The organism is Clostridium sp. KNHs205, from assembly GCF_000702945.1.
In the GTDB taxonomy this organism is placed as follows: Bacteria; Bacillota; Clostridia; order Lachnospirales; family Lachnospiraceae; genus Anaerocolumna.
Window position 1 is genome coordinate 3,797,544 of sequence record NZ_JNLE01000003.1, and the last position, 23,497, is coordinate 3,821,040.

Annotated in this window: 18 protein-coding genes and 1 riboswitch; of the genes, 2 read left to right on the plus strand and 16 right to left on the minus strand. The window is 36.7% G+C overall.

Going from position 1 to position 23,497, the window contains the following annotated elements; genetic code table 11:
• Window positions 1-131 precede the first annotated feature (131 nt).
• From BR73_RS0115615 to BR73_RS0115640, 6 genes are all read right to left on the minus strand, one after another.
• A complete protein-coding gene (locus BR73_RS0115615; RefSeq protein WP_033166292.1) occupies window positions 132-1,013 on the minus strand; it encodes a cation diffusion facilitator family transporter in 882 nt (293 codons plus the stop codon).
• A gap of 61 nt (window positions 1,014-1,074) precedes the next feature.
• A riboswitch (NiCo riboswitch) is annotated at window positions 1,075-1,161 on the minus strand.
• A 99-nt stretch (window positions 1,162-1,260) separates the two neighbouring features.
• The gene (gene argS, locus BR73_RS0115620; RefSeq protein WP_033166293.1) at window positions 1,261-2,955 is read right to left on the minus strand and encodes an arginine--tRNA ligase; all 1,695 of its coding nucleotides are present in this window, start codon (window positions 2,953-2,955) and stop codon (window positions 1,261-1,263) included.
• Window positions 2,956-3,222: 267 nt separating this feature from the next.
• Window positions 3,223-3,744, minus strand: coding sequence for a hypothetical protein (locus tag BR73_RS0115625; RefSeq protein WP_033166294.1), 522 nt, complete (start codon window positions 3,742-3,744; stop codon window positions 3,223-3,225).
• 11 nt (window positions 3,745-3,755) lie between these two features.
• A complete protein-coding gene (locus BR73_RS0115630; RefSeq protein ID WP_033166295.1) occupies window positions 3,756-4,217 on the minus strand; it encodes an FMN-binding protein in 462 nt (153 codons plus the stop codon).
• Window positions 4,218-4,255: 38 nt separating this feature from the next.
• Window positions 4,256-4,543 (minus strand): hypothetical protein, encoded by a 288-nt coding sequence (locus BR73_RS0115635; RefSeq protein ID WP_033166296.1) that lies wholly within the window; start codon window positions 4,541-4,543, stop codon window positions 4,256-4,258.
• 83 nt (window positions 4,544-4,626) lie between these two features.
• Window positions 4,627-5,208, minus strand: coding sequence for a TetR/AcrR family transcriptional regulator (locus BR73_RS0115640; RefSeq protein WP_033166297.1), 582 nt, complete (start codon window positions 5,206-5,208; stop codon window positions 4,627-4,629).
• 347 nt (window positions 5,209-5,555) lie between these two features.
• Here BR73_RS0115640 and BR73_RS0115645 point away from each other — a divergent pair, with 347 nt between their 5' ends.
• A complete protein-coding gene (locus BR73_RS0115645; RefSeq protein WP_242860684.1) occupies window positions 5,556-6,701 on the plus strand; it encodes a diguanylate cyclase in 1,146 nt (381 codons plus the stop codon).
• A 149-nt stretch (window positions 6,702-6,850) separates the two neighbouring features.
• On the opposite strand, the gene BR73_RS0115650 is transcribed toward BR73_RS0115645, so the two are convergent.
• The 8 genes from BR73_RS0115650 to BR73_RS0115690 form a co-directional block, all read right to left on the minus strand.
• Window positions 6,851-7,198, minus strand: coding sequence for an inorganic pyrophosphatase (locus BR73_RS0115650; protein ID WP_033166299.1), 348 nt, complete (start codon window positions 7,196-7,198; stop codon window positions 6,851-6,853).
• 97 nt (window positions 7,199-7,295) lie between these two features.
• Window positions 7,296-8,228: a phosphotransferase gene (locus tag BR73_RS27515; RefSeq protein ID WP_051685232.1), complete on the minus strand. Its 933-nt coding sequence runs from the start codon at window positions 8,226-8,228 to the stop codon at window positions 7,296-7,298.
• 162 nt (window positions 8,229-8,390) lie between these two features.
• A complete protein-coding gene (gene ileS / locus BR73_RS0115665; protein WP_051685233.1) occupies window positions 8,391-11,546 on the minus strand; it encodes an isoleucine--tRNA ligase in 3,156 nt (1,051 codons plus the stop codon).
• Between the two features lie 493 nt (window positions 11,547-12,039).
• The gene (locus tag BR73_RS0115670) at window positions 12,040-12,669 is read right to left on the minus strand and encodes a LysE family transporter (protein WP_051685234.1); all 630 of its coding nucleotides are present in this window, start codon (window positions 12,667-12,669) and stop codon (window positions 12,040-12,042) included.
• A 19-nt stretch (window positions 12,670-12,688) separates the two neighbouring features.
• Window positions 12,689-13,129 (minus strand): Lrp/AsnC family transcriptional regulator, encoded by a 441-nt coding sequence (locus BR73_RS0115675; RefSeq protein WP_033166301.1) that lies wholly within the window; start codon window positions 13,127-13,129, stop codon window positions 12,689-12,691.
• 148 nt (window positions 13,130-13,277) lie between these two features.
• Complete coding sequence (locus BR73_RS0115680) at window positions 13,278-13,898, minus strand: non-canonical purine NTP pyrophosphatase (protein ID WP_033166302.1); 621 nt, start codon at window positions 13,896-13,898, stop codon at window positions 13,278-13,280.
• Between the two features lie 413 nt (window positions 13,899-14,311).
• Complete coding sequence (locus tag BR73_RS27520) at window positions 14,312-16,672, minus strand: family 10 glycosylhydrolase (RefSeq protein ID WP_051685235.1); 2,361 nt, start codon at window positions 16,670-16,672, stop codon at window positions 14,312-14,314.
• Window positions 16,673-16,896: 224 nt separating this feature from the next.
• Complete coding sequence (locus tag BR73_RS0115690) at window positions 16,897-19,500, minus strand: N-acetylmuramoyl-L-alanine amidase (protein WP_033166303.1); 2,604 nt, start codon at window positions 19,498-19,500, stop codon at window positions 16,897-16,899.
• 555 nt (window positions 19,501-20,055) lie between these two features.
• Here BR73_RS0115690 and BR73_RS0115695 point away from each other — a divergent pair.
• The gene (locus tag BR73_RS0115695; RefSeq protein ID WP_033166304.1) at window positions 20,056-21,105 is read left to right on the plus strand and encodes a tyrosine-type recombinase/integrase; all 1,050 of its coding nucleotides are present in this window, start codon (window positions 20,056-20,058) and stop codon (window positions 21,103-21,105) included.
• A 109-nt stretch (window positions 21,106-21,214) separates the two neighbouring features.
• Here BR73_RS0115695 and BR73_RS0115700 read toward each other — a convergent pair whose 3' ends face one another.
• Both BR73_RS0115700 and BR73_RS0115710 read right to left on the minus strand, forming a co-directional pair.
• The gene (locus BR73_RS0115700) at window positions 21,215-22,174 is read right to left on the minus strand and encodes an alpha/beta hydrolase (RefSeq protein WP_033166305.1); all 960 of its coding nucleotides are present in this window, start codon (window positions 22,172-22,174) and stop codon (window positions 21,215-21,217) included.
• A 317-nt stretch (window positions 22,175-22,491) separates the two neighbouring features.
• Window positions 22,492-23,454, minus strand: a complete 963-nt coding sequence (locus BR73_RS0115710) for a phosphotransferase (RefSeq protein WP_033166307.1) — start codon at window positions 23,452-23,454, stop codon at window positions 22,492-22,494.
• Window positions 23,455-23,497 lie beyond the last annotated feature (43 nt).

Genomic DNA, 23,497 nt, shown 5'->3' on the forward strand with positions numbered 1-23,497 from the left:
ACATTAATATTGTAATAAATGTATACTATCTCAATAGTTATCGTTTGTCAAATATTTTCACATTTTACAACAAATGCGCTGAGTAGTTGATAAAATATTAATTCACTTGATCATTTGTTTTTTATAAAAGTTTAATAAGTATTTTCTGCTATATAGGGTTCAAGATGTACATTTACCTGTGCGCTCTGATTCATATGAGATCTAATGGCATTTTCTATCTCGTGAACCAGTTTGTGGGTCTCTAGTATATTCAGACAGGGTTCCACCAGTATATGCATATCAATATACAGATTCTCAATACTTCCCCTGCTTCGTATCTTGTGAGTGTCTTTCACTTCTTCAAAACTCATTACGATTTTTCTGATTTCCTCTGTATCTACCACTACCCTGTCAAGAAGAATGTTACAGTTATTCTTTCCTACTTCATATGCACTATATAAGATAAAGCCGGATACAATAAGTGAAAGAATGGGATCAATAATATTAGGCAACCCAAGCTTTATACCAACAGCGGTAAATAAAACGCCGAGAGAAATGTAAATGTCACTTCTGGTATGAATAGAATCTGAAATAAGAATCAAGCTGCCGAGTTTCCTGCCTTCTCTATATTCACCCATTGACACAAAAAAGTTGATCACCAAGGTGAGAAATAATACCAGAAGGCTTAAAAGAGAAATCTCAGGCTTTATAGGATTTCTTAATACCTGTATAGCATTTATAAGAACTCTTAAGCCTACCCAAAAGAGCATAACTGCAATAAATAATCCGGAGAGAGTCTCATATTTATTATGACCATAAGGATGCTCTCTGTCTTCTGGTTTCGCTGCCATACCTGTTCCAATCAGCCCTACAATATTAGACATACCATCGGAAAGTGAATGGAGTCCGTCCGCTGTCACACTTGTGCTTCTTGAAATTGCACCTATCAGAATCTTCAGTAATGCAACCAGCCAGTTTATCAGGAGTATTAGAAAAAGGCATCTTTGAACCCTTTTAAACTTATTCTTTTCCATGGATTATTCCTCTCTGTTTATTATGTATAGGTAGAAAAAATCCATGGGAACAATTATATAAAATTGTCCCATGGATAAATTTCCACTGTCTCTAATTGGAGACCCGACCACATGCATAAAAATACACTGTCTGTTCATATATAGATTTATATAGGTAAACCCAAATAGGGAGGCGAAAGCTTGAGTTATATGATATATATTAATATATGAAGCCGGAGATTGATGTGTTATCATTTTTCATATTTTTTTACATCTCTTCCGGACACTCTATGCCCAGTAATGACATAGCTTCGCCTATTAATTTTTGTACTCCGTATACAAGCAGTAACCGAGCATTTTTTATATTATTGTCTGATTGATTAATAGGGCATTTATGATAAAATTTATTAAAATCCTGTGCCAGATTAAGTACATACCGGGCTATCATACTAGGTTCATAATTCTCTGCTGCTTTTAAGACTGTATCCGTATAATTACTAAATCCTTTAATCAGTTGATAGCTGTGTTCCTCTGACAGCACATTAAAATCAATATCTAAATCAGCTGAATAATCCTTATTTTTTCGCAAGATACTCTTAGCCCTTGCATAGGTGTATTGAATATATGGTCCTGAAGCTCCTTCAAAGCTTAATACTTCCTCCCATTTAAAATCTATATTTTTAATTCTTTGCGTAAATAAATCATGAAATATAATTGCACCAATTCCTACCTGTTCTGCAGTTTTTACTTTATCCGGTAAAACTGGATTCTTAATTTCAATTGCTTTTTGGGCTCGCTCTATCGATTCTAACAGAAGCTCTCTAGCATATATGATGTTACCGGTACGTGTTGATAATTTCTCTCCTGACATGCTGACTAAACCATAGGGGACATGCACCAGGGACTTACTCCAGGAATACCCCAGCTTATCCAATACCTTGAATACCTGATTGAAATGCAGCACCTGCTCTGCTCCTGTAACATAGATGCATTTAGAGAAACCGTAGGCATCTTTTCTGTAGATTGCGGCAGCTATATCCCTGGTGGGATAGATAGAACTCCCGTCTTTCTTAGCGATAAGACAAGGTGGCAGCTGTTCGGAGCTTAAATCTACTATCTGTGCACCATCACTTAAGGTTAACAGATTTTTTTCATTTAACTGTTTTAGAACCACAGGAATCATATCTTGATAAAAGCTTTCTCCGGTATAATAATCAAATTCGACTTTCAGCAGGTTATAAATGTATTTAAATTCTACCATACTGATATCCATGAACCATTTCCAGATGTCTAAAGCTTCCTCATCCTTTTGTTCCATCTTAACAAACCAATTTCTTGCTTCCTCAATTAAGGCAGGCTCTTTTTTTGCCTCTTTATGAAATTTCACATATATACGAATTAATTCATCAATACCCTCTTCCTGAATTTTTTCTTTGCTGCTCCACTTCTGATAAGCGACTATTAGTTTACCAAATTGTGTGCCCCAATCTCCCAAATGATTAATTCGAACAACCTTGTATCCTAATTTTTGATAGATTTTTGATAGGGAGTTGCCAATAATGGTAGTTCTTAAATGTCCTATATGGAACTTCTTTGCAATATTAGGGGAGGAATAATCCAGACAAATTGTTCTACCCTGCCCAATATCCTGAGATAAGAGAGTATCCTTCATTATCTGTTCCATTACCTGTTCAATAACATATGTCTTATTTACATAGATATTTAGATAGCCTTTTACTGCTTCCACTTTCTGAAACCTCGTATCATGCTGACTGTCTAACTTTTCCCTTAATGCTTCTGCAATTTTTACAGGGCTTTTATGGAGCTGCTTTGCTAGTGAGAAACATGGAAATGCATAATCGCCAAGATTAAAATCCGGTGGAACCTCAAGAAGTGATAGTATACTAGTTTCTGTTAATTCCGGTATGCATGCTGCAATGTGTTTGCTGATTATTTTCTGCATGGTAAATCTCCTCCTTCGAAATAAAAAAACCGCAATAGACCGGGACTAAACCCTTCTATTACGGTTCAAGTTTCTGAAATATGACTCTCCACAAACCGCATAGATACAAGACAAGTACTCCTGTAACTATGCTTATATAGCATAATCACACGAGCAGGTATCTATATCTGCGTCTGATTTGATTGGTAAAGTAATGATTCATATTTTCAGATCCTTTCATTTTTTGTAATGTTAACATTTGGGAGTTGAATTGTCAAATAATTTCTTTTAGAGAACTCTGTTTACAATTTCCAGTGTATTTTTTGTAAGTTGTTTTAAGTCTGCTTCACCTATCTTGTAGGAGGAAGTTTCTTTTCTGGTAACCTGAGAACTTACCGGCAATATTTCTGATAAATGTTGATCCAGAAGTATTACAGGCTGACTGCCTGTTCTCTTTAAGAGTTCTTGAGCCAGTTTCGGATTTCCACCATCTGCTCCTCCGCTTATAGAAATAAAACCATAGGGTTTGGGATTGCGTTTTAGATTATTTAGATATGCCCGCAGCGGTGAAGCTGTCTGCCCCATCCAGACTGGCCCGAAAAAAAGTACAAAATCATATTCTCCTGTTATAGCCGGAAGTGGATCTACTTTAGGTATCCGGGAAAACATCATATCTAAAATAATAGCCCGCATTGACATAGGCTTTGAGGTAGTTACTTTATAATGTTTTAGGGATAATTCCTTGGCAACTGCTTCTGCCAGTGCTTCATTATTACCTGTGTAAGAATAAGAAATAATAATTGCTTTCATATAAACCTCCTTTAATTTTCATCTTTTGCTTTCTTTAATGCATCCTCCAGCGCTTTTAGATGAGCTTTTGATGTAAGTGTCGCACCACTGATGGCATCCACCTGTAAAGATTGTGCTTTCTTTACCTTTTGAAATAAATCTAATATGGTAACACCTTTTGATAATTCTGTTGGGTTGCCTTTGTCATCCACAGCTCCTTTCAGTATTCTGATCTTTTGCATTTCACCATCTTCTATGGTCAATTCTACTGTGGCATCTCTGAAATGTCCTTTTGTTCCAATATATTCCCCAACATAAACTCCATCTTTTAAATGCGAAAAGTCTATATTTTCAATGGTCAGGGCTGCCAGTTCATTCCGTTCTTTGCTATCTGCCCATACGGCTGTAATACCACCAAGGACCAGAACTAACAGTATTATTAAAATAATATGCCAAAGGCGAATTTTCTTCTTGTTTTCTTTTGATTTTATCATTTACGTCTCTCCCTTTTATAATTATTAATTCTGATATATTATTGCAGCGTTATTGTCACATGTTTATTTTTATCAGCTTCCTCCACATCAATTAAGGTACAGGGAAGTGAAAGATCACCATTGTTTAATGCATCAATAATACTGTCCAGATCAACCTCCTCAAGCATTTTTAAATCATCTCCTTTTACTTCCTTTTGAGCGAATTTCATTCCCATTTTAACAAGAAAAAAAGGAATTGATACATCGGTTGTTTCTTTACCATTCTCAACTATGTTGATATGAAGGCTTTTTGGTTTGATTGGTTTTGATTTTTCTGGTTTATCCATTTAATGATCCTCCCTTTTAATATATGAATGAATATTTTGTTATTCGTTCATTTCTCTTATAAAAAATACTGCTCCTGTTAAAATCAGTTGGAGCAGTCCATAAGGCTATTCATTATAAGTTCCGTCATATGCTCTAAAAGCTCCGGAAAATATTCAAACCCTATTTCTTCTTTATGTGTATCAATGTTAGTAATTGCTGCAAAGATCATCATAATCATTTTGCTGTCGATGTCTTTTCTCATTTTTCCTTGTTCCTGCCAGAGGTCTACCAGCTCGAGAAAACTGCCGTATAAGAAATCTACTGAATCCAGGCCATTTTCTTCTCGATATACCTGCTCAAGTTTTTCAAATACACTTCTGTTATACCATTCTTTCAAAATCGGATTCCCTCGTATCCCCTCTGTATTGAGTTTCAGCATCTGTTTTACGACAATCAATGGATTCTGATTCAGGTCCAGTGACTGAAGACAGGATTTCTTAAGTTTCGCGTTTTCTTCCAGGAAGATATCCATAAACAGTTTTTCTTTGGAGGAATAATAATTATAAAAAGTCCCAACTGCCATTCCAGCTTTTTTTGTTATTACAGATATATTTGTATCTTTAAAGCCATTTGAGCTGAATAATTCTTTTGCGCAGTTATAAATCAATGTTTTTTTATCTTCCACTGGTGTACCTCCATAAATCACCTAAATGAATGAATTTTATTTTATTCACTCATATTATATCCTGCTATTTTAATAATGTCAAGAAAATAGGTTTTAAAAACCATAAATCGAAGCAGACTCTTGTTTATTCCCGGCTATACTATTTATATCTGGATCTCTCCAGCAATATCACTATTGATTATGTTTTTTGTGACAGATAAATAGATAATGAGTTCCCGGCACATATACTTTGTTATTAAAATAACAAGTTACCAAGAATTGATTTATTTTGCATATTCTGGTATTATTATGACAAAAAAGTAGTACGAATTGTTATCAAAAAGATGACTGCTAACATAAGGAGCATTATGGAAAATACGCATATCAGTGAAATGGAAAAAGAAATACAAATAGAATATAACCGCATTGACAGTAAGTGGCTGGAACTTCATTTTAAGACTTCCGTTGGATTATTTATTTTTTCCTTTTTCGTAGAATTAGCTTTGGGATACATTATGTGTAATTCTGAATATCTAAACACCACCGTTCCGATGTTTATATTTAAATTCATCCTTGTTCCCTTTTCCGTTAATTTTATTTGCATCCTGATTAATTTTATTGTAATACGTTCAAAGACAATTTCTCAAGTACATAAGGTTTATATCATTTCTCTATTATTTGTAGTTATATGTTTTGTGCTGTTTACTGTACATGTAGCCTTTTCAGCACTATATTTTATCTTTGCCCTTCCTATTATGCTAACTATTATTTATGCTGATTATCATCTTACCGTTATAACTTCTGCTTTGAGCATGGTGGGTATGGTTACATCGGAATTATTTATTACATGGGATATGGACAAAGTTAATATCTTTGAAGATTCTATCAGATTAGTCGATTTTCTTATTTCTTTATTTATACTGCTTGCCTTTTCTACTGTAAGTATGGTTGTCATTCGCTTTGAGCGCGAGAAAAATGCTGCCAGTATTCAAAAAGAACTGGAAAGGCAGCAGCTGCAGAAAAAACTGCAGATGGATGAACTGACAGGTATTTATAACCGCAGAGCTTTACATGATACTATAAAAGATATGGATACTGATACTTCTGATAATAGCTGCATTTTTGTTATGCTTGATATCGATAATTTTAAAACCTTAAACGATTCCTTCGGGCATATATTTGGTGATGAATGCCTTAAGCGGATGGGACGTATTTTAAAGAAAAACTGTACAGACGCAATCCCTTTTCGATATGGCGGGGACGAATTCTGTATTTTGTTTCCGAACTCTTCCGTTGAAGATACCGTTAAGACCTGTGAAAAGATCAGCACAGACCTTCAGGCAGTAAGTTTTGAAAATATGGAAAATATTAAACTGACAGCCAGTATCGGAATCTCCGGTTTTTATAAGCACATGGATTCGGCTAGGCTTATCGTTAATGCAGACCAGGCATTATATGCGGCAAAGACAGTAAAGAATACCATACATATCTATAGTGAAGCTGATAAATGCTGAATATGAACCTATAAGATAGGGATAGAAAGCTTTACTGCAAAATGAGTTGTAAAGCTGATATAAGGGGCTAGTACTTTTTAAGCAATGTAACAGCAGGAAGCCCCATATAGTGAATGTTGATATTTTTATTAACGGTTTAGAGTTAGCCCCTATCTGCGTATCATAATACCTTTCATATACTTGGAGGAATTATGTGTCTGATAGATTTTTTCTTTTTCTTCCTCATTGCAGCCTATAAGTATCTTGATTTCTGAATCTCTTTTCATCAAATCAACAGTACATATAATAGCATCTGCATATTCTGCTGAATCACTTCCACGCCAGACATCTATTTCGTTGCCATCCATAGAAGAAGTTCCTTTTAAAAAACCGTAATCCACCTTATACAACAAGTCAGGGTACTTTGGATGGATGGTACCCTTGGGCCGATCGATTATTATTTCTGATCGCTCTACCAAGCTGTCCAAGGCTGCCCAAAACTCCTCATTATATACCATTTTGACTCCTTTCGAAAATATCAGATATCTTGAATTTTCCTTAATCCATAGTTAAAAAAACGCATAATTTATTTACCATTATTGTCTTTTATGTCTTTTAATTAATGGCACTCTTTTCTTCTCTCTCACACTGCTTGCGCCAGCGCATTAACCAATCAAGCTGCCTGTCAAGAAAGTCTTCATCAACACAATTTTTACCATAAATTTCAATAATAGTAGCCTGCAGCTGATAATGATATATTGCCAGCAGATTATTAAAGGAATTTATTTCCTCTGCACTAAGAATAGAATACCTGCTGTAACCCTTTAAAAAGGACTGAAATGCTTTCTTAGATCGAAGCAGCCCCTCCTCCTCATAATCAAAATAGTTTGTCCTGTTGCAGAATAACACACAATCATATAGTGGAAAGGCATAGGAAGCGGTATCAAAGTCTAATATATAATAATTACCTTTAGATGTCTTTAATAGATTACCCGGATGCAGATCTCCATGGCAGAACCCCCGGGGGAGGTTTTCCACCCTGCTCCAGAGATAATCCCCATATTCACGGAAGTTGTTTAGCTTATCTTCCTCATAATCCATTTGTTTTAGTAAATGTATGTAACGGTCAATAAAGTATTCTTTGTTATGCTCGGGAAGACTTACCTTGTAAGCTCCCATTAGATGATGGAGTTTACCAATCAGCTCCCCTGTTAATTCTAAATTATCATCTGCCTCCGGTTCTTCACCCTCCAGATGGTCAAATAAGACAAGAATATTCTCTTTGTCCTGCCCTTCAACATATGCCTGACCACTATTTGTTTTAATTACAGAAGGGGAAGGAAATCTATTCTTTTCAAGATATAATAAAATATCAATAGATTGCTTGGCAGAATCACCAAAAGCAAAAGGAATAACTTTTAAGAAATATTTTTCGTTGTCACACCATGCACAATATGTCCTGGAACCACCTTCCCGCAGCAGCTCCACACTCGAAAATTTCAGCGGATAGCAATGATTTAGCTGTACTATGATATCTGATGTAGTCATAAAGGAATCTCCCATTCTGCGGCTATGATATTATTTTATTTGAAAGTAATCTACTGCTATCCAAAAAGCTATAAATTACTTTCAAATTACAATTACAGTTAACGGTTATATATTACCGGATAAGCAGCTTAGTTTATCCGGTAACATACATTTGTAATTAAATCAGTTATTTATTAGTTTAAGATTGATTGTAAAATGATAATTATCCAGTAAGATATCCTCACTGTAATCAGGTATGAAATCCGTAGTCAGGGAAGCCAGCAGCTCACTTTCAAACATTGCTTTTTCTCTGCTTATAAGGCCTTGCAGATCTTTGCTGCAATCTACTTTCAAATATATTTTATCACTGACCCGATAACCTGCCTTTTTCCTTGCAACCTGGCATTGTCTTAGAAGCATACGAAGAAGCCCTTCCTGTTTAAGGCTCTCAGTGATATTTATATCCAGGGCAATACCAAGATTATATTGAACAGCTACCCCCAGTGAAGCTTTGTCATCATACTCGATTGAAAAGATTCCGGCTTCAAGAGGCTGGTGAATACCTGGAAGTCTTACATTTTCTCCCTTTAATAGCTTTTGAACAATTTCATCTGTCTGCTTATAAGAAAGTTCTTTTAGTATGTTATTTACGGTATTTAATTCACCCTTTAGTATCTGGCCGGCTTCTCTAAAGTTTAGTTTTATGACAGGCTGCCTGAAATCAGTAAGAACTTCTGTATATTCAATCCGATTCACGTTCATCTCGGTTTTTAAGATGTTTTCAAAATAGGAATTGGGGCGGTCAGATAAATCCTCGAACCAAAGATAAGCACACTCCAGTTTCTGCTTTACTTTCAGCTTCTTTTCATTTCTGATCTTTAAGGATAAACTTAAAAGGTCCCGTGTATTTTGTACCATAGGAAGTAATGGAATTCCTTCTGTTATCCACTGTTCCTGTGCTTTCGGCCATATACTTAAATGTACGGACTCCTCTGCCTCGGAATATCTTCTGATAACACACTGCCAGATATACTCTGTAAGAAAAGGGAGGATAGGTGCGGCAATTTGTGTGAGTGTCTTCAGACAATAAAAAAGTACCGTATAAGCAGCCTTTTTATCGTCCGTAGCCCCTTCTTTCCAATATCTTTTCCGGTTTATGCGTATATAGAAATTGGAGATATCGTCTACTGCTTTTTCGAATTGTTGTAAAACATCCTTGGTGTTATATTCATTGTAACCTTTCTCTGTCTCCCTGATAACGGTTGATATGGTTGACATCAGCCATTTATCGGATAAGTCCAGTGGTAGGTTCTGTAAAGTCCTTAAATCTATAAAGGGATGATCGATTTCAGCATAGGTGGTAAAAAATACAGCAATATTATAGAAGTTTAACAGTTTACGTTTACACTCTTCCCCAAGATTGTAACCGAAACGAACATCGTTAGCAATAGGTGTCTGAGCAAAAAGATAGCGGGAGGCATCTGCACCGATTGCATCTGCTGCCTCATCAAATCGTATCATGAACCCGGTTTTGGAGAATTTACTGCCGTCTTCTGCCGTCACCATACCATACGTGCTTACCTGCTCATATGGCGGTTCACCTGTAAGAACAGTGCTCATAAACAGCATGGAATAAAACCATAAACGAATCTGCTCCTTCATTTCAATAACACATTCGGCAGGAAAATAGGATTTCCAATAGTCTCTGTCCTCAAAATATCTCATAGTGGAAAAGGGCACGATTCCGGCATCCAGCCATACATCTCCAACCTGTTTTATTCGGGATACTTCCTTATTACAATGAGGGCAGCTTATAGCGATAGCATCGATCCAGGGTCTGTGCAGATGAGGTAATTCATCCACCAAAGCTTTCTGAACAGCTTTCTCCTTCAGTTCCTTTCGTGAACCTATCACAGTAACAGTTCCACATCTGCATTCATAGATAGGCAATGGCAGTCCGTAATAACGGCTTCTGGAAATACACCAGTCCCCCATATTAAGGAGCCAATCTGTCATGCGTTTCTCCTGGTAAGGCGGATTCCAGGTTACTTTTCCTGTATTCTCAAGAAGTTTGGGACGTATTTCTTCTACATCGATTGCCCATTCGTCTACGAGACGAAATAATACCTCCTCTTTACAGCGCCAGCATACAGGGTAACTGTGTTTATGCTTATGGGTGTAATGGAGTTTACCTCTGAGCTTCAGTTCCTGAAATACTTCTGCTCTTATAGTTTTTGCTTCTTTTCCCTTAAGGAAACCAAAGTTCTTATAGAAGATGCCTGTTTCGTCTATTGGAACAATTTTAGGAAGGTCCTCTGTTACTCCTAACCCATAGTCTTCTGCACCACAGCCGGGAGCTATATGAACTACCTGACAGCCATCACCTTCTGTCACTTCTTCCCACAACACAATCTTGTGCAGCAAATTCTTCTGCGCTTCTATTTCCGGAAAAAAGGTCTCATATTGCAAACCGCAGAGAATGTCACCTTTTACTTCTTCCAGTATTCTGACACATTCATTTTTACCTTCACAAGAGTATTTTCTATTATAGTAATTCTTTCCCATCCATAAGGGTCTTCCTTCGTCTAACTGCACAAGCACATAATCCAGATCTTTATTCACTGCCAATGCGGTATTGGCAGCCAGTGTCCAGGGAGTTGTGGTCCAGACAAGGATATCTGCTTCGTTGTCCTTTAAAGGAAGCCTTGCAAATACAGCTTCATGTTCAAGTTCCTTGTAGGAACCGGTCATTTCATGTTCAGATAATGAGGTTCCGCAGCGTGGACACCAGGGCATGGGACGGTGTATCTTCTTTATCCATCCATGATCAGAACAAGTCTTTAAAAAAGTCCAGATGCCTGTGATATTCTCATCTTTATGGGTGTAGTAGGAATTCTCCCAATCCATCCATTGGCCTAAGCGTTTCGACTGGTCTGTTATAATACCGGCACAACGTTCTACCCGCTCTATACACCTTTGAGAGAATTTATCAATACCATAGGTTTCAATATCTTTTTTCGCTTCAAACTTAAGTTCTTTTTCTACTTCAACCTCAACCCATAACCCCTGACCGTCAAAACCGTTTCGGTAATGGCTCTCAAACCCATTCATTGCCTTAAAACGAAGAAAAGTATCTTTTAAGGTTCTGCCCCAGACATGATGAATTCCCATGGGATTATTTGCAGTAATGGGACCATCAATGAAACGGTATTTATGACCATTTTTATTTTTAGCTTTTAGCTTTTGAAAAATTTTCTCCTCTTCCCACCAGTTTAAGATTTCTTTCTCATTTTCAGTAAAACCATATGCATTCGTCCAAATAAAGTATTCCTTTTCCATTTCATAACCTCACTTTTCAACCTGATATATTACCGGGATGTTGTGGGCAAACAGATTTCATATTATATTGCCATGCAGCCACAAGAATCTTCACGGTACAAACAATTAAAATCCTGAAATGGTCTTAGGATAAGAACGGCATTTTTCATGCCCTTTTCACCTCCCTTCTGTCGCATAGGTCTGGATTTCGAAGGGAGGAATACAAAAAAGCTCCCATCCGTAAGAGGATGAGAGCTAAAAGTACATTCACCTGTTACGACATACCAACATATGCGTTCCGTATAACGGCGGAAAACCGTCAGTGTCTACCGGCTAAAGCTTTCGAACTGCCAATCGGAAGTGATTTTGGGGTTATTCCTGTCGGTACCGTTTCTCAGCTGCCACGGCTCTCTGTAACTTTCAGAATATCCTTACTTTCTTCGTCATCTTGTTTGATTTTTCCATATATTATCACTAAAAGCACTTAAAGTCAAGGTGAGAGATTAGACATTTATTATCCTTCTGCTTGCTTCTCCTTCTCTTTCCTGAAAAGCATCTTTATACCAAAGAATATTAAAAAGATACCCACTACTCCATTAAGGATCTGTATTACCAGATACGGCAGAAATCTACCGATTAGACTTCCTAAAATCGCAATACAGGTAAGAAAGCTTAAAGTAGCTAATACACAACCGGCTGCAAATTCAAACAGCTGCTTTTTATTCCAGTGATTTTCTAATAACTGCGTAGTAAACATACCACTCCAGAAAAGGATTGTAAGTGGATTTGATGCGGTTAGCAGTAATCCCTGAAGAAATAGATTCCGGCTTGAAACATTAGAAAACAATGCAAGCTTTGGTAGAATAGCTATATCAAAGGAGCCGGACAAAGTATTCAGTCCAAAAAGGATTAGAATAAGGCACCCAAAGATTTTCATGAACACCTGAATCCCCTCTCTGCGGAGTACTGTTGCTATACCAATACCGGACAAACCAATGTAGCATGCATCAATTAAAGCAATTGCCACTACAAGATTCAGACTGCTGAGAAATCCATTGGTGGATGAGGTTTGAAACACCATCAAACACATTGGTCCAATAGATAACTGCAGTAACATACCAAATTTAAGACCTTTTAATATCATATCAATAGCTCCTTACAATCTAAATATTCATTTCTTCTTTCAGTGTAGTCAATGAGATAATTGTGTTTGAGCTATCAACACCTTTGATTTTCTTCAGGATACTGGTTAAGAAATACTCCAGAGCTTCCGTATCTTCTAAGATTACTTTCAGTAAATAATCATATTCACCAGCAACATGATGACATTCGAGGACACAATTATGTTTTACGATAGTGCTTCTGAAGTTATCGATATTTTCATTTTTATCAATATTAACGAATATAAAGGCAAGAAGTTTATTACCTGTTTTGAAACGGCTTACTTTAATTGTATATTGTTCTATAATACCTGACTGTTCCAGTTTTCTGATTCTTTCTGCAACCGCCGGAATAGAAAGGCTTACTTTTCTGCTGATTTCGGAAGCTGAGGCTCTTCCATTCTTCTTTAGTTCACTTAAAATTCCTATATCAATATCATCCATATGCAGCTCTCCTTTTTTAAGTAATATTACCATGCACTTGCATATTTGAAAATACTTGGATTAAATATCAATATATTATTAGGCGGATTTATATATTTGCTTAACATTATTTAAGTTTCATCACCCTTAGGTATAGTATGACTTATAATTATAATGTCTTCACTTCACTGAAGATACTTCTGAAAAACTTATAAAAGCCATTGTCAAGTGCCAGTTCATCGGCAGCATCAACAGCCTCCATATCGTAATAATACTGTCCGGTAACTTTATGTACAGAAATGCTGTCTAATGGAAATCCCGGTTCTCTTCTGATATGAGGTTTCTCTACCAAAAAGAATTCTTCACCGGATAATGTATCGTCCATACTCTCATATACATGATCTTTATCCAATATAAAGCAGATCGCGTTCTGGTAACGTGCCGGCAATCTCCCGAATTTAGCTGCCAGATTGCTGTAATATGCAAGCATTTCGTTATCACTTAATTCTATATCATTTATTCTTCTTACATGGACACCTGGTTGATATTCCTCAGGTATCCCTCTTAGGTACAAACCTGAATCGCAGGAAAATACAGGTGTCTGAAACGCTTTGTAATAAGCATATGCCTTTATTCTTGCATTTTCCAGAGGATTCTTTCCTGTTTCCTCTACTTGTGGAAGGTCGCAGTTTAGATCTTTTAATCCTACAATCTCCACCTCCAGATTTTTAAGCGCTCTTCTCATAGAAGATAGTTTTCCCTGGTTACCTGTTCCATATAATATTCTCATTTGTTGTGTTCTCCTTATTTCCCTTATGCTTCACTCTGCATTCCTGTATTTTTACTCTCAAAGGATTGTATAACTCTTATGTACATGATATATTTTAGTCTATTTTAATATAAAAAGGGAAAATTATCTACGTTAATAGTTTTATAATTTTCTATGCCATATTTTAATGCTCCTTTTAAGAGAGAATGGCAGTTAAAATAAAAAAGGTATCACAAACTCCTGTTGGAATTGTGGTACCTTTTTATTATTATAAATTCAATCAATTACCATGCCTTGTGTTTTAGTTATACACTTGGAGAAGCTGGTTTTTGTATTACTTCCTAAAAATCTCTAGAACATCAGATCAAATCTGGTCTTTTGCTACTTCCTATAATCTCTATAACTTCAGACCAACTCTGGTCTTTAGTTACTTCCTATAATATCTCTAGCATCAGATCAACCCCTGGTTTGGTCGTCTTATTATAAAAGAATTCATATCGGAAGAACATATAACCATCCACTAGTCCTGTATCCCTTCCATATTCCACCATATCCTTTAGAACATTAGGATCATTCAGCCAGTCTTTTTCAAGATTGGAACCGGATCTGTAGGTTGCAATTCCTACATATACCCTAACCGTAGAACTGGTTCGGTAGGACAGCCATGTCTTAAGAATCTTGTCATAGGGATAAGTAGCATGTGAGAAGGTCCAGTAAAGCTGAGGGCAGATATAATCAACATATCCATCGGAAGACAACCAGGTCTTAACATCTACATAATAAGACTGATCACTTGCCAGAGAATCAATGAAACCACCCGGGCTGATACCGAATTCTACATTCTTATCAATCTTCTTAATTGTACTGTAAGCATTTCTTACCATGGTGTTGACATTATATCTTCTCCAGTTAGCAATTGTCATTGGAGTAACATTGTTCTTTTTGCAGATCTCAGCGTAAGCTTCATATTCCTGTGAATCGAAATTCTTCTTATAATTGCTTCCAAGCGCAGGGTAGAAATAATCATCAAAATGAATACCATCTACATCATAATTCGTAACAATTTCTTTAATACCGTTAACAATCAAATCCTGAACTTCTTTTACTGCAGGATTATAATAGAGATTATTATTAAAGGAAAGAACGTTTCTGTCATTAGAGGAATCTTTATCTTCTTTCCATACTCTGGCAGGGTTATCTTTTGCCAGCTTGGAGTAGTCTGTACTTCCTGTGGTAACTCTGTAAGGATTAAGCCATGCGTGGAAGGCAAGACCTCTCTTATGAGCTGCTTCTACCATATAAGCCAGTGGATCAAATCCCGGGCTGGTACCCTGGGTTCCTGACGCATATTTTGACCAGGGGAAATAAGCGGAAGGATACATTGCATCACCGAAAGGACGTACCTGTACTACAACAGCATTCATTTTAAGATCTACAACATTATCAAACATGGTATCGATTGTTTTCTCAAAGGTAGCCTTTGTAAAACCATTCTTGCCATAGTTTGCAAATTCCAGATATGAAATCCAGACAGCTTTAAGCTCCAACTGTATTTCAATCGTCTTTATAACACGATTACCGGCCTTATCTTCTACCAAAACACTATAGGTACCTGACCCTGTAGCAGTAAAGCTCTTAGCAACAGTAATATCCTTTGCAGTATCCCATTTAGCTGAGGATACGGAAGTATTGCTGCCTTTTAAGAATTTGACCATACCAATTCCCGATGCATCTTTTGCACTGTAGGTTACAGTTGCTTTTTGATTCATAACGGAGGAGGACAGGCTTAAAGTGGGTTTTGTAACATCAATATTTGTAATCTGTACCGAATCAATGGTTTCATTACCGGCTTTATCCTTTAAAAGTACTGTAAAAGTCCCGTTTGCAGCTGCAGTAAAGGTTCCTGTACCGTCTTCGTTAAGTGCAGCTGTCTCGTAGGCTCCTTCTGTAAAATCAGCAGAGGTTTTTGCTCCGGACATATAATAAACAGAAGCTATACCAGATTCCTTATCTTCACCTTTTACAGTTACTTCTACACTTTTGTTTGTTGGATTCAGCGTACTTAAAGTATAGGAAAATACAGGTGCTGTCTTATCAATATTACTTATCTTCACAGTTTTAAGAACTGTGTTACCGGCTAAATCCTTTAATAAAAAGGTAATGGTATTATTTCGTGTTACCGTTAATTTTCCGGTGTATGTATAGACATCTTCTTGAGCATCCTCTGTTGTTGAATTTTTAAGGACAATTTCCTTGGCAGTCTCAGTAAAGTTCTCTGCTTTCCTATTGCCTGTCATATATTGAAGACTCTTGATACCTTTACCTTCTTCCGTTACCTTAAGAGATAAAACAACATTTCCCTTTGTAACTTTTGAGGTACTTAGTGTAATTGCAAGTTCAGGCTCAAGGGTATCAATATTTGATATGGTTATGGTCTTGACGGTAGCATTTCCCGCTTTATCCAGCGCATAAAAGGTATAGGTTTTATTTGCGGAGAAAGAAACGGATGCAGCACCCTTTGAATTGATTTTTAGAGCAGTGCCTGCTGTTTTAAAATAGGCTGCTGTTCTTTTACCGCTAGCCCATTTAAGCGATTTAATACCGGAAGTATCTGTTGCTTTTGCCGTTACCTTTACTTTACCGTTCGTCGGTTCTTTTGTACTTGCTGTTACCGTTAATTTAGGTGCTGTTTTATCTGCCGCAGCCAAAGCAGTACTCTTATGAAGCAGCAAGCTGCTTACTGAAAAGAGTATTAACAAAGCCCATATATATTTCGTTTTAATCCTTCGTAGCATATTAACTCCCATCTGTGCGTTGGCACATTAATCATTCTTACTCCCTAACAGTAATACTTAATTTGGCAGGATGATTTAACCTGTTGGAATCTGTTATATCCTGCTGAATTCGATTTCCAGCCAAAAATTGATTTTAACCTGTTGCATTCTGTCTTATCTTGTCGGTCGTATAAGAAGGGCTGCTGCATTATCTGCAACAGCCCTTCTTGTGTCCATCTTACCTGTTATCGGCCTGTGGGATAAGCATCAAACACTTCACAAATACTTTCATATATTGCTAATGCAGCTCTATTCTGAAAATCACTGTTTGTTAACAGGGTTAAATCACTCTTGTTTGACATAAAGCCAAGCTCTATCAGAATAGCAGGAACATTGGTCTCTCTTGTAACGACCAGATTCTGACTGGAGATATAACGCTTCTGAGTTTCCAGCTTATCGGTCATAGAATTAAGAACCAGGGTTGCCAGGGTCTTACTGTTAAGTCCCGCTGAGTTCTTAGAGGTATTTGCACTGTAATAATAGATTTCTGTTCCCTTTGGATCGCTCTTTGTATTGGCATTCATATGAAGACTTACAAACATATCCGCGCCTACAAGATCAGCAAAAGCTGCTCTGTCGTAGAGGTTTACCTTTGTATCGTCATATCTGGAATAATAAGCCTTTACTTCTGAATCAGGGCTGTTAAAGTACTGTCTGGTAAGTTCATACATAATTTTATAATTCAGATCTTTCTCATATATGGTCTTACCGTTTAAGCTTCGTACGGCACCTGGATCAGTACCGCCATGACCTGCATCCAGAACTACTATATTCTTATAGATATCTTTTGGATTACCAAGGGTTATACCTACTTTGTTATTACCCAGATCAGTGAGCTTATAGCCTTGCAATGTAGCAGTATCAATAACAATCTTAGTCTTACCGCCTTCTACCAGAAGCCCCAGCTTATTAATGATATTATCAGACCAGGCAACGGGATTCTGATTAAAGAAATCTGTTCTGTCACCGGGTAACTGAATTAATATCCTGTTCTTATAATACTGATCTTCCGAGGTAATATCAGAAAAGGATAAATCTGACGGAAGCTTGAACTCGATGGAATAACCGGTGGTTACCTCTATTTCAAAGATTATTTTATAAGAGGTACCATTCTGTTCAACACGGTAACCGGCATTTGAGTTCTTTTCAAAAGTTATTACAGAAGTATTGCCTGCCGTTGAACTGGTAACTGCTTTCAATGCTGCAAGATTGGTCTGAATGTTATTAGTTCCAATACCATTTACGGTAGAAGGAAATTGCAGAGTAACCATATTGCCTGATTCGGTTAAATCTACTTTCAGATCTTTCATACCGGATATCTGTAAGAATTCCTCACCGGAGGAAACTCCTGCTGTAATAAGATTGATATAGTTACGATAAAGCTTAACATACAGTGTGCAGCTGTCTGAGGATAAGGATAATTCATACTTAAGCTCCTGCTCAGCAAGGGAAAATACTAAATTAAAGGCTGTTGTATCAGTAGTGTCAGCGCTAAGTGTTACAAGGCTTGCAAGACTGCCGCCCAAGGACAGTGTCTGATTATTACCCGTAGCATTATTGATATGTAAGGTAAGCTGAGTATCCTGTTTGGTAAGTGTTGATTTACTAAAGGGAGAAGTTCCGCTTATTGCATAGGTTTCACTGTTTGCGGTGGATTCCACTTTCGTAATTCCTGTTATGTATGAACTTTGCTGTGTATCCTGTGATACTTCAAGCGCATTTCCTAAATTGCTTAATTTCGTGTATTCCTCAAGGTTGGAAGCGGCAATACCCCAGCTAAAGGTTGTAGTATCAGGTATAGGGTCATCACTTAATTCAGGGCCGCCGTTTCCTGAATCCGGCAGGGTTACGATCTTACTCTTTGTTAAATTTGAAGTTTTAGATGCAGAATCCCACTTATAATCATAACCCAGATAAGAAGCAACAAAACTGCCCGGAACCATTACATATGCCACCTTTGTATCCAGATTGGTTACGAGTAAAGGAGCGGTGTCCATTGTTCTGGCTTTCCCGTTAACATATGCAGTTTTCTTACCCATAGTCAGTACAACTTTCGTAGTACTGTTGGATAAAGTAAGTACCCCGGTTGACTTATCGAAGTTATAATCAGCCTTAATGGAGGAAGATGAAAATACTTTATAAGCTTGAAGCAGTGCGGTATTATTAACAATAATACTAGGCATGTCACTGACATCAACCTTTTTCTTATCAATGGTAACAGCACCTTTGGTTCCTGTGTAAGCGACTTTACTGCCGTTATAGGATAGATTCATGGGACTGGTGATTTCACCGGTAGCAGTACTTGAATTCCAGGTATATACATAACCAAAGCTTTCAGCTACAAAAGTGACCGGAACCATGTATTTTGTTTTTTTGTTATCTTTAAAGGTTATTTTTGTAGGTGCCTGGGACATTGTAACTTTTTTCCCATTCAGCACTGCTGTCTTACTGCCCTCTGTCAGTACTAATTTTTTATCATTTTGTGACAGGGTAAGAACACCTTTCGATTTGTTGTAGGAGTACTTTAGGCCGATTCCCGAATTAACAAAAACATCGAGAAAGGAAGCCAGTGAAGTTCCTTCAATAATAATACCTGGTGTGTCCTTCATATTAATGGTCTTACCATTAAAAGTATATTTGGCTTGTGTACTGGTGTAGACCAGATTCTTCTTTGTACTGTATAGATACAGGTTCAGTTTGGATGCCGCCGATACTTCTGTAAAGGGCAGACATATAAGAACCAGCGCCAGAATACCTATCAATTTCCAGTTGTTTCTTAATTTGACCATATTTCTATCTTCCTTCTGTATATTGACAATCGTTCAGACAGTTTAATCCTATGTATCCGAACATCTGTTTATTTGCCATGACATTATAAATATCAAATATGCAAGTTCTGTCCTATCTGCCATCTGGTATTAAATAGCTTGTAAGACAGTTGAGTTATCAGGTTACCTTAATCTATTTCATCCCTCCCTCATTAAATATTTGCGCATCTGATATAAATCTTTCGAATTACAATGAAACGTAGCAATCATTACTCGCAATAAAAACAAATCGGATTATTTTAATGCTATAATATAATGCAAGTAATTCTATACAATTTTCTTATCACGATACTTAAAGCAGGCTGTATACTTTTCAGATTGCAAATGAAGAAAAAACCCTGAAAAAATGTAATACAGACCTAACTTTCATCCTCTTATACCTTAATGTGTAAACGTGTTAAAATTATGTCATTTTTTTGTTATTAATGAATTTTATGGTCATTTTGCCTAATACATGGTATACTTTAGACAAAACTAAGAATGAATATGAGAATTTAATTACAGAGGTGTTTGACTATGGCAGAACATACTTATCATGACAAAATGAACATATACAATACCAAACGTCTGCGAAAGGTGTTGGATGAACTTCCTCCTTTCTGCAAGGATTTCTTCAGAGGAATCGAACCTACCACCTCCTCTTTAACAAGAATCGCTTATGCATATGATATCCGGGTATTTTTTGAATTCCTAATTTTCAGCAATCCGGCTTTTAAGAACCTGGCTGTTAAGGATATTAAGTTGGAGGTACTGGATCAGATCAAGGCTATTGATCTGGAGGAATACCTGGACTATCTCTCCTATTATAAGAAAGGGGATATGGAACATTTAAATCAGGAAAACGGCAAGAAAAGAAAGCTTATCTCACTAAGAAGCTTCTATAATTATTATTTTAAGAAAGAAATGATTACAACAAATCCTGCTGCCCTGGTGAATATCCCAAAATTGCACGGGAAGGAAATCATAAGACTTGATATTGATGAAGTGGCACGGCTTCTGGATCAGATAGAATCCGGTGAAAAGATGACAAAACAGCAATTAAAATATCATGAGAAAACCAAGAAAAGGGATCTGGCCCTGATTACTCTTCTATTAGGTACAGGAATCCGAGTGTCTGAGTGTGTAGGGCTTGATATAAATGATGTGGATTTCCATAATGACGGTATTAAAATCAAACGAAAAGGCGGATCGGAATCAATCATCTATTTTGGTGAAGAGGTAAGGGAGGCCTTGGAAATCTATCTCCTGGAAAGAGAGAGCATCATACCGGAAACCGGTAGTGAAGAAGCCCTTTTTCTGTCTCTTCAAAAGAAAAGGATCAGTGTTAAGTCCGTTGAAAATCTGGTCAAGAAATACTCCTCCCTGGTTACCAGCTTAAAGCGCATTACCCCTCATAAACTGAGAAGCACCTATGGTACCAGCCTGTACCGTGAAACCGGTGATATCTACCTGGTAGCGGATGTTTTGGGACATAAGGATGTTAATACAACGAAGAAGCATTATGCTGCTATCGAAGATTCCAGAAGAAGAAGTGCGGCAGGTAAGGTTAGGTTGAGAGAGAGTTGAACCCCATAAATCCGCTGTGATGACACCCTTTAGCAAATAATCAAAAATATTTTAAGAGAAGGAGTGGTAATGACACTCCTTCTCTTAAAATATATTGCTAATATAGCTCCTATTTTATATACTTAGTTATAAACTCTTTTGTCATATCGGCAATTTTATCAGCATTAGTCCAATGTAAATAATGGGTTCCGCTAAGAATTTCAATCTTTTGTATTTCAGTGTTCGAAATTAATTCTTCATGAAGCGGAATCCACTCAGGATCATTGCCTTCTATATCATCTACTAAAAATGATATTACAGGCAGGTCATATGGATATTTCACGTCGTATAATTCTTTTGCATTTGCATTTACCATATTAAACTCATTTATCACAGAGACATTTACACTATTCCAGGCAGTTGCCATCTTTTTTATTTTCAATTGTTCTTTTGTATAATAATTATTTTGGTTCATTCCATCATCAGTACTTGGCAATAGGTAAGTAATATCCCTTATGATACCCAAATTATTAAGTAAAGTTAGAGCAGGTGACATATCAGGGTCTCTATTGATTTTCGTTTGATTCGGTACAGACTCATCAATACCGATAATTGCTTCCACCTCATTCGGATAATTCATTGCATAATACAGTGAATAAATACCTGATATAGAGTGAGGCATCAATATATAGGGCCCCCCTATTTGCAGCTCTTTCAGCGCTGTCCTAATCTCATTTACAATATTCTCATTGGATCTTGCCTCTTTTGTTGTATCGCTAAAGCCATATCCAAAACCTTCAAGAATTACAACCTTATAATCTTCACTTAATCTATCCGCAAGAGGCATAAAATCTATAATTGGTGAAGCCGTCCCTAAACCACTGAGTAAAACGATTGTTTTATCTCCTTGTCCGGTCACATATGCCTGCATTTTTTTACCATCTACAGTTATTGTCTGACCGATTTTATATTTATTTTTTTCAATTGATTTCAAAATGTTATGTGTTATGGCTGAGATTAATATTAATCCAATAAGAGTCAGCAAAATACCCAGCAATACTTTACCTGTTATTTTAAGTGTCTTTTTCATAGTCTTCCTCCACTATACTCATTCGCTTTTTTCAGTTTTAACCAGTTGTACTTTATTGGTATAAAATTCTTAATATTTTCTCTGCAATAATATAATCCAAGTTCAAGCTCCTTTCTGCCTTGCGCAGATTAATTATGCCACAGCCTGCACTTAATTACAGCATAATTGCTTTGAAAGGAGTATTATATCCTCTTAATGGCTCTATCTGCTCGCCCAGTGGAACATATAATATAAAGAATAAGTATTATCCAATCATAACTGTGCCTAAAGAAAATCAGCTTATTTATATAGCGCTTTATCTTTTGACTATAATTTGACTATCTGACTTTTGTCTTTCCACTTTCCACACATTTTCTCAGCAGTAATTTAAGATCCGTCATATCGAGGATAGAGTCAGGTGCAATGTTATGTAATTTGCAGATTTGTCCCAGTATATTTGAACCGAATTCATGAATAACTAAACTAAGAGTTAAGGTATCATAGAACTCGTCCTTGTGATAATCTCCAAAGTATGCTTCCATCATTATCTGGTCACATCCGAATAATGCAAAGACAATTGGCGGCCACTCATAAAAATAAGGAGCAACACGGCTGTCGGCAAAATCTATTATATAGATTTCCTCCTTTTCATCAATAATCATATTTTCGCCTGTCAAATCACCATGTGTATATACGAAATCAGGAAGCTTATTTTCTAATCTGTCCTGAATATATGCTAATCTGTCCCGACAGAAAATATCAGGGAAGTCGCTCCAGCTTTTACTGTTTTGTATATCTGCCAGTGCTAATATGGGAATTTCCGTATATTGAACTTTTGTATTTAATTTACTTGTTATTTCTTTTAGTTTGAACGCAAAGTTTCTTTTTTGCAGGGTTTGATACATCTTTAATTTATGTTCAGCATCTTTTCCGCTAATGAACTCCATTATAATATAGTGAAAAAGGTATCTGTCGTTCATCTCACCTGCATGCAGCAATAATGGCGCAGGAATTTGCACATCGTTTGCATGTTTTAGTGAAGATAGTTCAATTGCATAATCTGAGCCGGTATTATACCCAGATTCAATTGGTGCAAATATTTTTATGACCTTATTATGGATGCGAAAGACTGCATTTGTCCCAGGGGTGAGGTTTTCAATTTCACCTGCTTCAAGATCATGTATTTTAAATATAGCTTCGATTAACGGCTTAAATATACTAACAGACTGAAATAGTTCTGCCCATGAATTATTGCCATTTATGGTTTTATTAAATAAATAAAAATTTTTATCATCACTCATATACGAAACTCTCCTCTGTTTTGCGCTTATAATCAGAAAGCAG

Bases quoted from the DNA above. Each gene is read 5' to 3' on its own strand.
- BR73_RS27520 (WP_051685235.1), bottom strand. From the start codon at position 16,672: ATGCTACGAAGGATTAAAACGAAATATATATGGGCTTTGTTAATACTC.
- BR73_RS0115630 (WP_033166295.1), bottom strand. From the start codon at position 4,217: ATGATAAAATCAAAAGAAAACAAGAAGAAAATTCGCCTTTGGCATATT.
- BR73_RS0115635 (WP_033166296.1), bottom strand. From the start codon at position 4,543: ATGGATAAACCAGAAAAATCAAAACCAATCAAACCAAAAAGCCTTCAT.
- ileS (WP_051685233.1), bottom strand. From the start codon at position 11,546: ATGGAAAAGGAATACTTTATTTGGACGAATGCATATGGTTTTACTGAA.
- argS (WP_033166293.1), bottom strand. From the start codon at position 2,955: ATGCAGAAAATAATCAGCAAACACATTGCAGCATGCATACCGGAATTA.
- BR73_RS0115675 (WP_033166301.1), bottom strand. From the start codon at position 13,129: ATGGATGATATTGATATAGGAATTTTAAGTGAACTAAAGAAGAATGGA.
- BR73_RS0115625 (WP_033166294.1), bottom strand. From the start codon at position 3,744: ATGAAAGCAATTATTATTTCTTATTCTTACACAGGTAATAATGAAGCA.
- BR73_RS0115710 (WP_033166307.1), bottom strand. From the start codon at position 23,454: ATGAGTGATGATAAAAATTTTTATTTATTTAATAAAACCATAAATGGC.
- BR73_RS0115695 (WP_033166304.1), top strand. From the start codon at position 20,056: ATGGCAGAACATACTTATCATGACAAAATGAACATATACAATACCAAA.
- BR73_RS0115690 (WP_033166303.1), bottom strand. From the start codon at position 19,500: ATGGTCAAATTAAGAAACAACTGGAAATTGATAGGTATTCTGGCGCTG.
- BR73_RS27515 (WP_051685232.1), bottom strand. From the start codon at position 8,228: ATGACTACATCAGATATCATAGTACAGCTAAATCATTGCTATCCGCTG.
- BR73_RS0115670 (WP_051685234.1), bottom strand. From the start codon at position 12,669: ATGATATTAAAAGGTCTTAAATTTGGTATGTTACTGCAGTTATCTATT.
- BR73_RS0115615 (WP_033166292.1), bottom strand. From the start codon at position 1,013: ATGGAAAAGAATAAGTTTAAAAGGGTTCAAAGATGCCTTTTTCTAATA.
- BR73_RS0115645 (WP_242860684.1), top strand. From the start codon at position 5,556: ATGGAAAATACGCATATCAGTGAAATGGAAAAAGAAATACAAATAGAA.
- BR73_RS0115650 (WP_033166299.1), bottom strand. From the start codon at position 7,198: ATGGTATATAATGAGGAGTTTTGGGCAGCCTTGGACAGCTTGGTAGAG.
- BR73_RS0115680 (WP_033166302.1), bottom strand. From the start codon at position 13,898: ATGAGAATATTATATGGAACAGGTAACCAGGGAAAACTATCTTCTATG.
- BR73_RS0115700 (WP_033166305.1), bottom strand. From the start codon at position 22,174: ATGAAAAAGACACTTAAAATAACAGGTAAAGTATTGCTGGGTATTTTG.